The sequence below is a fragment of the Cupriavidus sp. H18C2 genome, assembly GCF_049393795.1.
Taxonomy (GTDB): Bacteria; Pseudomonadota; Gammaproteobacteria; order Burkholderiales; family Burkholderiaceae; genus Cupriavidus; species Cupriavidus pauculus_C.
This window is the reverse complement of record NZ_CP186011.1, coordinates 381,232-393,597: the sequence shown is the minus strand read 5'-3', so window position 1 is coordinate 393,597 and position 12,366 is coordinate 381,232. Positions and strand designations below refer to the sequence as shown.

At 68.5% G+C, this 12,366-nt stretch carries 9 protein-coding genes; 4 read left to right on the top strand and 5 right to left on the bottom strand.

The genetic code is table 11. The features are described 5' to 3' along the window. Nucleotides 1-22 precede the first annotated feature (22 nt). Nucleotides 23-961, bottom strand: a complete 939-nt coding sequence (hpnA, locus tag EPAKOI_RS18355; RefSeq protein ID WP_423194218.1) for a hopanoid-associated sugar epimerase — start codon at nucleotides 959-961, stop codon at nucleotides 23-25. A 280-nt stretch (nucleotides 962-1,241) separates the two neighbouring features. Between hpnA and ispH the strand changes: the two genes are divergently transcribed. Beyond that, on the top strand, nucleotides 1,242-2,240 hold the full coding sequence (ispH, locus tag EPAKOI_RS18350; RefSeq protein WP_423194217.1) for a 4-hydroxy-3-methylbut-2-enyl diphosphate reductase: 999 nt from the start codon (nucleotides 1,242-1,244) through the stop codon (nucleotides 2,238-2,240). A gap of 32 nt (nucleotides 2,241-2,272) precedes the next feature. Beyond that, nucleotides 2,273-3,442, top strand: coding sequence for an adenosyl-hopene transferase HpnH (gene hpnH / locus EPAKOI_RS18345; protein WP_124685331.1), 1,170 nt, complete (start codon nucleotides 2,273-2,275; stop codon nucleotides 3,440-3,442). A 48-nt stretch (nucleotides 3,443-3,490) separates the two neighbouring features. Here the strand turns inward: hpnH and EPAKOI_RS18340 are convergent, their stop codons facing one another. Further along, nucleotides 3,491-4,117: an MlaC/ttg2D family ABC transporter substrate-binding protein gene (locus EPAKOI_RS18340; protein WP_124685332.1), complete on the bottom strand. Its 627-nt coding sequence runs from the start codon at nucleotides 4,115-4,117 to the stop codon at nucleotides 3,491-3,493. A 167-nt stretch (nucleotides 4,118-4,284) separates the two neighbouring features. Here EPAKOI_RS18340 and EPAKOI_RS18335 point away from each other — a divergent pair, with 167 nt between their 5' ends. After that, on the top strand, nucleotides 4,285-7,011 hold the full coding sequence (locus EPAKOI_RS18335) for an MMPL family transporter (RefSeq protein ID WP_124685333.1): 2,727 nt from the start codon (nucleotides 4,285-4,287) through the stop codon (nucleotides 7,009-7,011). A gap of 99 nt (nucleotides 7,012-7,110) precedes the next feature. Further along, nucleotides 7,111-7,968, top strand: coding sequence for a VacJ family lipoprotein (locus EPAKOI_RS18330; protein WP_313837008.1), 858 nt, complete (start codon nucleotides 7,111-7,113; stop codon nucleotides 7,966-7,968). A 326-nt stretch (nucleotides 7,969-8,294) separates the two neighbouring features. Here the strand turns inward: EPAKOI_RS18330 and EPAKOI_RS18325 are convergent, their stop codons facing one another. From EPAKOI_RS18325 to pelG, 3 genes are all read right to left on the bottom strand, one after another. After that, complete coding sequence (locus EPAKOI_RS18325; protein ID WP_423194216.1) at nucleotides 8,295-10,010, bottom strand: ATP-binding protein; 1,716 nt, start codon at nucleotides 10,008-10,010, stop codon at nucleotides 8,295-8,297. Nucleotides 10,011-10,043: 33 nt separating this feature from the next. Beyond that, entirely contained in the window at nucleotides 10,044-10,763 is a 720-nt protein-coding gene (locus tag EPAKOI_RS18320) for a response regulator transcription factor (RefSeq protein WP_423194215.1), read from the bottom strand. Between the two features lie 232 nt (nucleotides 10,764-10,995). Further along, complete coding sequence (gene pelG / locus EPAKOI_RS18315) at nucleotides 10,996-12,366, bottom strand: exopolysaccharide Pel transporter PelG (RefSeq protein WP_124685337.1); 1,371 nt, start codon at nucleotides 12,364-12,366, stop codon at nucleotides 10,996-10,998.

Here is a 12,366-nt window from a genome sequence, read left to right as displayed (position 1 = left end):
GGCCCGGCTCCTGCCCGGGCGGCTACTTCAGGTAGCCGTTGCCGCGGAACCAGTCCAGCGCGTCTTGCAGCGCCTGCTGGTACGGGCGGGCGGTGTAGCCCAGCTCCCGCTCGGCCTTGGCCGATGTGAAGAACATCCGGTATTGCGACATCTTCAGGCCGTCAACGGTCACGAACGGCTCTTTTTTCCTGAACTGGGCGATGGTTTCCGCCACCCGGGCGATCGGGTACAGCGGCCAGCGCGGCAATTCGATGGTCGGCGCCTTGCGGCCCGCCATGCCGGCGATGTCGGCCAGCATCTGCCGCAGCAGCACGTCCTGGCCGCCCAGGATGTAGCGTTCGCCGATCCGGCCTTTGTCCAGCGCCAGGAAATGACCGTTCGCCACGTCGTCCACGTGGGCGAGGTTCAGGCCCGTATCGACGAAAGCCGGGATCTTGCCCGTGGCCGCCTCGACGATGATCCGCCCGGTGGGCGTGGGCCGGACGTCGCGCGGGCCAATCGGCGTGGACGGGTTCACGATGACCGCCGGCAGCCCCTCAGCCACCAGCCGCTCCACCTCGCGCTCGGCCAGCACCTTGCTGCGCTTGTAGGCACCGATGGCCTCGTGGCCGGCCATGGCGGCGGTCTCGTCGACCGGTCCGGTGGCCCCGGCCACCCGCAGCGTGGCCACACTGCTGGTGTAGACGATGCGCTCGACGCCGGCGTCGCGGGCCGCGTTCATCGTGGTCACCGTGCCATCGACGTTCGACCGGACGATTTCCTCCGGATCGGGCGCCCAGAGCCGGTAGTCGGCCGCCACATGGAACAGGTAGCGGACGCCCGCCATGGCCCGCGCCATCGACGCCGGGTCGCGCATGTCGCCCTCCACCACCTCCACGGGCAGGCCGGCCAGATTGGCGCGCGGGCTGGTGGGCCGCACCAGCACCCGCACCTGAAAGCCGCGCTCCAGCGCCTGGCGCATGACCGAAGAACCGAGGAAGCCCGAGGCCCCTGTCACGAGAATGCAATTGTGAATTTCAAATCCCCTGTTGGCGTTGCGTGCACGTTCCGCGACGATGGCGCGTTATCGCGGACGGCAGTCGCGCATTTTCACCGGAATGCCAGTGTTGGCAATACCCCACGCGGCGACTAGAAAATCCGACCCGGTATATAGTACCTACCGTGAACCGGGGAAGTGATGCCGGAATACCAAAAAAAGTAATGTCCAGGAATTGTCACAAGAGGGTCGGGGGGCCGTCTGCATGCAGGTAATACTTGCCCAGCCCAGGGGCTTCTGTGCCGGCGTGGTCCGGGCGATCGACATTGTCGACCGCGCTCTGATCAAATACGGCGCCCCCGTCTACGTCCGCCACGAGATCGTCCATAACAAGCACGTCGTGGCCGGGCTGCGGAAAAAAGGCGCGCGGTTCGTCGAGGAACTCGACGAGGTGCCGGGCGATGCCGTCACCATCTTCAGCGCCCACGGCGTGTCGCGGAAAGTGATTCAAGAGGCGCAGCGACGCGAGCTACATGCCATCGACGCCACCTGCCCGCTCGTCATCAAGGTCCATAACCAGGGCCGCCAGTACGCGGCGGCCGGGCGCCACGTGGTGCTGATCGGCCATGCCGGGCACCCCGAGGTGGAAGGCACGATCGGCCAGATTCCGGGCAGGGTGATCCTGGTGCAGAACGAAGCTGACGTGGCCAGGCTGGACCTGCCGGCCGACGCGCCGGTTGCCTATATCACCCAGACCACGTTGTCCGTGGACGACACCCGTAATATCATTGCGGCGCTCGGCCGGCGGTTTACCGACCTGGTCGGGCTCAGTACGCGCGATATCTGCTATGCCACGCAAAACCGGCAAAGCGCCGTGCGCGACTTGTCCACACGCGTGGATGTGATTCTCGTGATCGGGGCCACCAACAGTTCGAATTCGAACCGGCTGCGCGAGATCGGCACGGAAAGCGGCGTGCCGAGCTACCTGATCGCCGACGGCAGCGAACTGGACCCGGCCTGGGTCCGCGACGCGAATGTCGTGGGCATTACCGCGGGCGCCTCGGCGCCCGAAGACATGGTGGAAGACGTCATTGCCGCCCTGCGACGCCTTGGTCCGGTCGACGTATCGGTCATGGAAGGCATCGAGGAACATGCCGAATTCCGCCTGCCGGCTGAACTAGCCGATGCAACGCTGGCCCCAGGGGCCAGAAGAACAACCGACATCAGTGACGCCCGGCTTGCCAGCCAGACGGCTGCAGGCTGAACCGACACACTGAACCAGAAGGAAGCACCCCCTTGGCCATCCCGTTTCTCCAGGTCGCCCGCGTAGGCGCCTACATCGTCCGCAAGCATCTTTCCGGCCAGAAGCGCTATCCGCTCGCCCTGATGCTCGAACCCCTGTTCCGCTGCAACCTGGCCTGCTCCGGCTGCGGCAAGATCGACTATCCGGACCCCATCCTGAACCAGCGCCTGTCGGTGGCGGAATGCCTGGAAGCCGTGGACGAATGCGGCGCGCCCGTGGTGTCCATCGCCGGCGGCGAGCCGCTGCTGCACAAGGACATGCCGGAGATCGTGCGCGGCATCATCGCCCGCAAGCGCTTTGTCTACCTGTGCACCAACGCGCTGCTGCTGGAAAAGAAGATCGACCAGTACGAGCCGAGCCCGTACTTCGTGTGGTCGATCCACCTGGACGGCGACCGCGAGATGCATGACCACTCGGTCAACCAGGAAGGCGTCTACGACCGCTGCGTCGAAGCCATCCGCATGGCCAAGGAGCGCGGCTTCCGCGTGAACATCAACTGCACGCTGTTCAACGACGCCAAGCCGGACCGCGTGGCCCAGTTCTTCGACTCGGTCAAGGCAATGGGCGTGGACGGCATCACTGTGTCGCCGGGCTACGCCTACGAGCGCGCCCCGGACCAGCAGCACTTCCTGCACCGCGGCAAGACCAAGCAGCTCTTCCGCGACATCCTGGCCCGCGGCAACGCCGGCAAGAACTGGGCGTTCAGCCAGTCGACGATGTTCCTGGACTTCCTGGCCGGCAACCAGACCTACAAGTGCACGCCATGGGGCAACCCGGCCCGCACGGTGTTCGGCTGGCAGCGTCCGTGCTACCTGGTGGGCGAAGGCTACGTGAAGACGTTCAAGGAACTGATGGAAGGCACCGACTGGGACGCCTACGGGGTTGGCAACTACGAAAAGTGCGCCAACTGCATGGTCCACAGCGGCTTCGAGGCCACGGCCGTGGCCGACACGTTCGCCCACCCGATCAAGGCGCTGGGCGTGAGCCTGCGCGGCGTGAAGACCGACGGCCCGATGGCCCCGGACATCCCGCTGGACAAGCAGCGCCCGGCCGAATACGTGTTCTCGCGCCACGTGGAAATCAAGCTGGCCGAAATCGGCAACCTGAAGAAGGCGCAGGGCAGCCGCGCCGAGAAGGTCCAGGCGACCGCCCAGGTCCACTGATCTGGACGTCCCTCTCCCGCGCTGCGGGAGAGGGCAAAACCCAACCGCCTACCGCGCGTTGTGACTGGTCAGGTACTTGATCAGCCCGTCGATCCCGTCGCGTGCCACGATGTCCGCAAACTGCTTGCGATAGACCTCGATCAGCCACGCACCCATCATGTTGATGTCGTAGATCTTCCAGCCGTCGGCGCCTTTCTGCAGCCGGTAGTCGATCAGCATCTCGTCCCCGTTGTTCAGCACCCGCGTCGCCACGACCGAGTCGTTGGCGTTGCTGCCCGTCTTGGCCGGCTTGTACGAGAACTTGGGGCTCTGCTCGCGCAGTTGCGACAGCGACACGGCATAGCTGCGCACCAGCAACGAAGTGAACTGTTCCTGGAGCGTTTTTTGCTGCTCGGGGGTGGCCTGTTTCCAGGCGTTGCCGACGGCCAGCCGCGTGGTGCGGCCGAAGTCGGTGTAAGGCAGGAATTCGCGGCGGACCACTGCGGTAATTTTTGCAAGGTCGCCGGCGCGGGTTTCGGGGTCGGACTTGATCTTCGTGATCACGCCTTCGACAGCCGCCTGCACCAGCTTGTCGGGCGACGCGCTCGCGGTGGCCTGCGCATGGGCGGTGGACACGATGGCCACCATGGCGATGGGCGCGATGATCGCGGCGGGGAGGATTCCGTAACGGTTCATGACTCTTCGGGGCAACACGGCCGGGTTGGCCAGTCGGGCCAGTATATAGCGGATCGCGATGGGGTTCGGGCCGCCCCGCGCGCGCGGGTTACCCGCCTCCAACCGCTATACTCCGGGTGCCGCCCGCGCGCCCCCGCCGCTTGCGGGCGTTGAAGATACACAGACACATGATCAGACCGCTGCTGGTTCGCACCGTTAAGTTCGCCACCGTTCACGCCTGGCTCGTGATCGGCATAACCCTGCTGCTCACCGTCGGCTGCGGCGTCTACGCGGCACGCAATTTCGCCATCAATACCGATATCAGCAAGCTGCTCGAATCGGACGCGCCCTGGGCGACCAACGATGCCGCGATCAGCGCCGCCTTTCCGCAGCGCGACAAGATGATCCTGGCCGTCGTGCAGGCCCCGGCCAAGGAACTGGCCGACGCCGCCGCCAACGAGCTGGCCGACGCGCTGCGCCAGCAGCCAAACCGCTTCAAGGCCGTCGGGCAGCCCGGATCGGGCCCGTTCTTCGAGCGCAACGGCCTGCTGTTCGCCGATACGGCCAGCGTGCACGACATGGCCGACAAGCTCGGCCAGGCGCGCCCGCTGCTCAACAACCTGGCCCACGACCCCACGCTGCGCGGGCTGTCGGACCTGCTGACCACCACGCTGAACCTGCCGCTCCAGTTGGGCCAGGTCAAGCTGTCCGACATGGACAAGCTGCTGGCCGAAAGCGCCCGGACCGTCGATGGCGTGCTGGCCAACAAGCCCGCGGCGCTATCCTGGGCCGGACTCGTCGACGACAGCCTGAAGCCGAATGCCGACGGCCGCGCGTTCAGCTTCGTCACGCTGTCGCCGGTGCTGGATTTCAGCGACCTCAAGGCCGGCTCGGGCGCCAGCGACGCAATCCGCGCCGCCGCCACGCAGCTCAAGCTGGCCGAGCGCTACGAAGCCGTGGTGCGCCTGACCGGCCCGCAGCCGCTGGCCGACGACGAATTCGCCTCGGTCAGCGAAGGCGCCGTGCTCAACGGCGTGCTGACGCTGGTCGTCGTGATCGGCATCCTGTGGATGGCGCTGCGGTCCGCGCGCCTGATCACCGCCGTGCTGGTCAGCCTGATCTCGGGCCTGATCATCACCGCCGCGCTGGGCCTGATGATGGTGGGCGCGCTGAACATGATCTCGGTGGCCTTTGCCGTGCTGTTCGTGGGCCTGGGCGTGGACTTCGGCATCCAGTTCGGCGTGCGCTACCGGGCCGAGCGCCACGACCACGGCGACCTGAACGACGCGCTGACGCTGGCCGCCCGCGACGTGGCCGGACCGCTCACGCTGGCCGCCGCCGCCACGGCCGCCGCGTTCTTCTGCTTCCTGCCCACCGACTACCGCGGCGTGGCCGAGCTGGGCAAGATCGCCGGCGTCGGCATGGTCATCGCCTTCGCCACCACGTTCACGATGCTGCCGGCCCTGATCCGCGTGCTGGCGCCGGGCGGCGAGGCGGAAATGCCTGGCTTCGGCTGGCTGGCCCCGGCCGACGCGTTCTTCGAGCGCCACCGCAAGGGCACGCTGGTCGGCGTGCTGGCCGTGCTGATCGGCGGTTTCCCGCTGCTGCCGCACCTGCGGTTCGACTTCGACCCACTGCACCTGAAGGACCCCCATTCCGAGTCGATGTCCACGCTGCTGGCGCTCAAGGACGCGCCGCAGGCCGGCACCGACGACGTCAAGGTGCTGGCCCCGACGCTGAAGGACGCCGAGGCCGTGGCCGCCCGGCTCAAGGCCGTGCCCGAGGTGGCGCGCGTGGTCACGCTGAAGACGTTCATCCCGGACGACCAGGCCGCCAAGCTGCCAATCATCGCCGGCATGGCGAAGAACCTGATGCCGGTGCTGACCCAGCAGACCGCCACGCCGGCCACCGACGCGCTGCGGGTGGCGTCGCTGCGCAACGCGTCGCGCCAGTTGTCGCTGGCCGCGCTGGACCACCCCGGCCCGGGCGCCGCGTCGGCCGAGCACCTGTCCCGGTCTCTCAAGCAACTGGCCGATGCCCCGCCCGCCACGCGCGACCGCGCCGAGCGGGCCGTGGCGCTGCCGCTGCGGCTGGCGCTGGCGTCGCTGCAACGGGCGCTGCAGCCGCAGACGATCACCCAGCAGACACTGCCGCCCGAGCTGGTGCGCGACTGGCTGGCCCCGGACGGCCAGGCGCTGGTCAACGTCAGCCCCAGGCTGCCGCCCCCGGGCGCCAAGAACGAAGCCGCCCGGCAGGCCACGCTTGACCGATTCATCGACGTGATGGCGCGCGTGCAGCCGGACGCCACCGGCGGGCCGATCGCGATCAAGGGCTCGGCCGACACGATCATGACCGCGTTCATCCACGCGGGCATCTGGGCCGTCATCTCGATCACGGTCTTGCTCTGGATCACGCTCCGGCGTGTCGGCGACGTGCTGCGGACGCTGATCCCGCTGCTGGTGTCGGGCCTGATCACGCTGGAGCTGTGCGTGCTGTTCGGCATCTCGCTGAACTTCGCCAACATCATCGCGCTGCCGCTGCTGCTGGGCATCGGCGTGGCGTTCAAGATCTACTACGTGATTGCGTGGCGCCACGGCAAGACCAAGCTGCTGCAGTCCAGCCTGACCCACGCGGTGCTGTACAGCGCGGCCACCACGGCCACGGCGTTCGGCAGCCTCTGGCTGTCGCACCATCCCGGCACGGCCAGCATGGGCAAGCTGCTGGCGCTGTCCCTGGCGTGCACGCTGGCCGGCGCGGTGTTCTTCCAGCCGATCCTGATGGGCCGCCCGCGCCGCGAGCTGCCCGGCCGGCCCGAGCCGCTCGGCCCGTCGCTGCCGCCACTCACGGTGGCTACGACCATGGCACAATCTGCCGATAATTCAGCAGGGTCGGAATCCGGCAAACCCCGGCGCTAGTCCGGGCGGCCTGCCGACGCACGCCAGACGGCCACGCCCGGCGCCACGGGGCGCGGCCGTCCTCCATGACAAGAACCGAGAAAGACAGACCGTCTCACCATGCTCTCCCGCCTTCCGTCCTTGCGCGCCGCGGCGCCCGTTTCGTCCCGGCTGGCCACCGCGCTGTGCGCGGCATCGCTGACCCTGCTGGCCACCGGCTGCGCCACCGGCCCCAACGCCAACCCGGCCGACCCGCTGGAACCGCTGAACCGGGCCATCTTCACGGTCAACGACAAGGCCGACACCTACGTGGCCCAGCCGCTGGCCAAGGGCTACCAGGCCGTGACGCCGGAACCGGCGCGGCTGGCGGTGACCAACTTCTTCAACAACTTCTCGGACGTCGGCAACTTCGCCAACAACGTGCTTCAGGGCAAGCCCGTGGAAGCCGTGGAAACGATGATGCGGGTGGCGATCAACACGGTGCTGGGCATCGGCGGCCTGATCGACGTGGCCACGGCCGCCGGCATGCCGCGCCATTCCACCGACTTCGGCCTGACGCTGGGCACCTGGGGCGTGCCGTCCGGCCCGTACCTGGTACTGCCGCTGTTCGGCCCCAGCTCGTTCCGCGACGGCGTGGGCGTGGCCGGCAGCATCTTCCTGGACCCGGCGCACTATTTCGACGACGCCTGGCGCTATTCGATGTTCGGCGTGAACCTGATCAACACCCGCGCCAACATGCTGGGCGCCACCGACCTGCTGTCCCAGGCCGCGCTGGACAAGTACGCCTTCGTCCGCGACGCCTACACCCAGCGCCGCCAGTACCTGCTCAGCGGCGGCGGCGACGCCCTGCCGTCCTACGAGGACGACGAGGACACGCCCCCGGCCGACAAGGACGACAAGAAACCTGCCGAAGCCCCGGCCACGCCGGCGCCGGCCACCCCCGCAACGCCGGCACCGGCGCCGGGGATGGCCAAATAGGCGGTCTGGCTTGAGGGGCGGGTATCGCGGTTTGAACGGCTTGCCCTCTCCCCCAGCCCCTCTCCCGCAGGCGGGAGAGGGGAGCTAAACCCCGCAGCCGGTTCGGGCCGCAGCCTAATCAATTCCACCGTCCGACTCCCCTCTCCCGCATCGCGGGAGAGGGGTTGGGGGAGAGGGCGTAGAGGCTCTGCTTGCCGACCACCCCCAAAAAAACGCCCACGCCGGGGCACGACGTGGGCTGGAAGGCCACGGATGCGGTGTCCGTGGTCCGACAGATCGTAGGCAATTTCTGCACAGGGGATTGCCAACAATTGTGTCGGCAGCGGTCAGCCGGCGCGGTAGCGGAGCGGCAGCCAGATCGAGAACGTGGCGCCCTCGCCCGGGGCGCTGCGCAGCATCACGCGGCCGCCGTGGCGCTCGGCCACGGTCTTCACGAATACGAGTCCCAGCCCGCTGCCCGACGGCGCATCGGTCGATGGCGCGTGGACGCGGCTGAACGGGCGGAACAGGCGTGCCTGGGCTTCCGGCGCGATGCCGGGGCCCTGGTCGGTCACCTCGATGGCCATGTACGGGCCCAGCTTGCGCAGGCCCACCGTCACCGGGGCGCCGTCCGGACTGAACTTGATGGCGTTGCTGACCAGGTTGGCGATGGCCCGCACCAGCAGCGCCGGCACGGCGCGCAGCGCCACCCCGTCGCCGTCCAGGTCCAGCCGCAGTTCGATGCCGCGCGACTTGGCCAGCGCCCACATCTCGTCCGTGGCATCCAGCACCAGCGCGGTCAGGTCCGCGTCGGCGAACGGCAGGCTTTGCGATTCGGCCTGGGCCAGCCGGATGAAATCGTCGGCCAGCGCCAGCGTGCGGTGGGCGTGCTCGCCGATGCGGCCCAGCAGCTCGGCCTGCGGCAGCGCCCGCTCCGGGCGCGATTGCAGGTCGATCAGCGCCAGGATCGACGCCTGGGGCGAGCGCATGTCGTGCGACAGGAAGTGCAGCGTCTGCTCGCGCTGGCGCTCGGCGCGGCGCACGGCCGTGATGTCGACCAGCGTGACGATGACGCCGGCCGGGCGGCCCGTCTCGCCGTGCAGCGGCGCGCCGTGCAGCAGGTAGCGGCGGTCATCCTCGGTGGCCAGCTCCACGCCGTGCGAATCGGATGACGACGTGACCGGCGCGTCGGCGTCCAGCGCGCCGCACAGCGCATCCCAGTACGCCAGCCCAGGGCCGGGCACCGGAAACAGTGTCTCGATCACGTCCGGCAGGCCGGGACGGCCCAGCCCGCCGTAGATGTCCGCGTAGGCGTCGCCGCCCATGCCCGCCGCCGACGGCGGCTGCGGCAGGTCGTTGATGCCCCGCAGCACGGCCGGCACCAGCGCCACGGCGCGGCGGTTGGCCACCAGGATGCCGCCGTCGAGATCGCAGATCACGGTGGCCTCGGGCAGGCTCTCCAGCCCGTCGGACAGGAAGCGCCGCATGTCGCGCAACCGCGACGTCATGTCGTACACCGCCTGCATGCGGCCGTCCAGCGAATGGTCGACGCGCGCCGGCACGCCCGGCAGCCCCGGCTCGCGCACCAGCCGCGCCAGTTCCTCGGACAGGAACCGCAGCGCGGCCTCCTGGCGCCGCCAGCTCCAGATCGGATAGACGAGCAGGCAGCCGAACACGGCCGCCGACGGCGCGAACCATAGCTGCAGGCTGCCCATGAGCATGATGCTGCCGCCGACCAGCGCGGCCACCAGCACGGCCACGGCCACCAGCGCGTCGCGCGGCGTCAGCATCCAGACGGCCAGCGCCGCCAGCGTCACGGGCACCAGCGTGGCCAGCCAGCGCACCAGCATCGGCACGCGCGCGATGCCCGGGCCGCCGCGCAGCGCCTCGGGCATGTTGGCCACGGCAAAGTCCAGCACGGCCAGGTCGGCCCGCTCGAAGCCGTTGAAGCGCACCACCAGCGTGGTCAGCACGATGACGGCGGCCAGCATCAGCACCCATTCCACGCGGGTGCGGCGATGGAAGACGACGGCGGCCGGATCGGCGGGGGTGCGGCGGGCCATCACCGCCCGGCGCTCCCGGCGGCGGCGCCGCGGCTAGGCATCGGTGGCACCGGTGGCATCGGTGGCACCGGCGGCCTCGAACCGATAGCCGTGCGAGTAGACCGAGCTGAGCCGCACGCCGTTCTCGGGCCGCAGCGCCAGCTTGATGCGCAGCCGCGACACGTGGGTGTCGAGCGTGCGCGAGCCGGCATCCATCGCCCGGCCCCAGACGGCCTGCTCGATCACCTCGCGCGACATCAGCCGGCCGATATTGCGGAACAGGAACAGCGCCAGGTCGAACTCGCGCGGCGACAGGTCGGCCAGCTGGCCGTCCACCGCGACGGTGCGGCGCCGGGCATCCACCACGTAGTGGCCCTGGCGGATCAGCTCGTCGTCGTGCATGGCCTCGGGATACGCCCGGCGCAGCAGCGCACGCACGCGGGCGATGAACTCGGCCGGGCGCAGCGGCTTGGCCAGGTAGTCGTCGGCGCCCACGCTCAGGCCCGCGACGATGTCGGCCTCGTCGATCCGGCTGGTCAGGAACAGGATGGGCGGCAGGCGGCCCGAGTGCTGGCGCACCCAGCTCACCAGCTCGTAGCCGCTGGTATCGGGCAGTTGCCAGTCCATCAGCACCAGGTCGAACGCCTGGTCGCGCAGCGCGCGCAGGAACGCGGCACCCGTGGCAAAGCTCGTGCAGCGGTAGCCCGCCTCTTCGAGCAGTTGCCGGATCTGGTCGGCCTGTGCGGGATCGTCCTCGACTGAGGCAATTCTCATCTACTTCCCTCTGGTGACTGCGGCCGGTGTCTGGCGCGGCGGCGTCATGTTACCGAAACGCGCCATGGCGCGTCGAGGCTACATTGGAGGGGGGCCACCCATGCGGGTGTTGCAGGCGCGCCGCAGACTGCCGCCTGGACGGCGCGCGCCTTGCGGGCGTAATGAAAACCTGAGCCGCCATGCGCGGATGGCGCATGGCGGAGCGGCGGCACCGGCACATGGCCGGCCCGGCCTATTGCAGCATGTACGTCTCGTATTCCAGCCGGTCGAGCTTGCGGTCCAGCAGGTACAGCGCCAGCGCCACCACGATCAGCAGCGACACCGCGAAGCCGTAGCCGTACCAGGCCGGCCCCAGCGACAGCGTCAGCCGGGTCAGCGCGAAGTTCAGCACCACGAACGTACCCGTCAGCAGCAGCACCTCGCGCCGGCGGTCAAGGTAGAAGTAGATGTTCAGCACGCCCAGCAGCACCACCTGCAGGCTGGCGCCGATCACGTCCACGTACAGCAGCGGCAGGTACAGCTCGGAGATGCCCAGCAGCCGCAGCAGCCAGCCGCCCACCACGAACAGCAGCAGCGACGCGATGGCCTGCACCTTGACGATCTCGTACAGCCCCAGCCGGATGGTCTGGACCATCGTGTTGCGCATGTCCTCGATGTGCTCCAGCGAGCTGCCGCCGCGCACCGCGTTGTAGAACGCGTCGTAGTACTCGACGAAATCGGTCTCGATCCGCACCAGGAACACGGCCATGCCCGGGATGATCGCCAGGTAGGCCAGGAACACCGGGATGTCGTAGATGATCGACGCATGCAGCGGCCCGATCACGGGCTGGCCCGTGGACGGCGCGTACCAGAACATGAACTTGTCGATCCAGATGCCCAGGTTGTAGAACAGGCCGATGGCCACCAGGCTCGGGTAGGCGTAGCGGCGCTGGAAGACCTCGAACGACATGAACCGGTGGCTCGTGTAGTTGCGGTAGATCAGCGTGATCATGCCCACCAGCAGGCAAAGCTGGCCGAACACGAAGCCGCCCAGCAGCCCTTCCAGCCCGTGCGTGCGCAGCGCCAGCGCCGTGAGCACCGTGATCGTGTAGCCCACGGCGAACGTCCAGACGATGGCCTTGTACTGCTTCATGCCCGACAGGAAGATGGCCGCGATCCAGATGTTGCTCATGATCACGAAGCCGGCAATCATCAGCAGCCGGTACAGCACCGACTGGTCGTCGAACGCCCACACCGCGCAGGCCAGGCCGATGGCGCCGGCCAGCCCGGTGCACAGCAGCGCCACCGCGTGGTAGTTCGACAGCACCATGTCCGCGCGCTTCTCGAACAGGCGGTCGGACGTGAAGCGCGTGAACGACAGCTGCATCGGCCCGGTCAGTATCAGGCTGCACGCGATCAGGTACGTGACCGACACCTGGAACTGCGTGATCAGCGCCCCCGGCACGACCCAGCCGATCGACATCATGCCGATCAGCAGGATGCCCAGGATCGACAGCACCCACGGGCCCGAGCTGATGACGCCCGCGTAGGCGTAGGCGCTGAGCATGCCCGACAGGCTGTCCCGCCGGAGCATCTTGCGAAGTTCGAATCCAATGCCGGCCAT

Coding starts and splice junctions, on each gene's coding strand:
- hpnA (WP_423194218.1), bottom strand. CDS start 961: ATGCGCCAGGCGCTGGAGCGCGGCTTTCAGGTGCGGGTGCTGGTGCGG.
- ispH (WP_423194217.1), top strand. CDS start 1,242: ATGCAGGTAATACTTGCCCAGCCCAGGGGCTTCTGTGCCGGCGTGGTC.
- EPAKOI_RS18340 (WP_124685332.1), bottom strand. CDS start 4,117: ATGAACCGTTACGGAATCCTCCCCGCCGCGATCATCGCGCCCATCGCC.
- EPAKOI_RS18335 (WP_124685333.1), top strand. CDS start 4,285: ATGATCAGACCGCTGCTGGTTCGCACCGTTAAGTTCGCCACCGTTCAC.
- EPAKOI_RS18330 (WP_313837008.1), top strand. CDS start 7,111: ATGCTCTCCCGCCTTCCGTCCTTGCGCGCCGCGGCGCCCGTTTCGTCC.
- EPAKOI_RS18325 (WP_423194216.1), bottom strand. CDS start 10,010: ATGGCCCGCCGCACCCCCGCCGATCCGGCCGCCGTCGTCTTCCATCGC.
- EPAKOI_RS18320 (WP_423194215.1), bottom strand. CDS start 10,763: ATGAGAATTGCCTCAGTCGAGGACGATCCCGCACAGGCCGACCAGATC.
- pelG (WP_124685337.1), bottom strand. CDS start 12,366: ATGGCCGGCATTGGATTCGAACTTCGCAAGATGCTCCGGCGGGACAGC.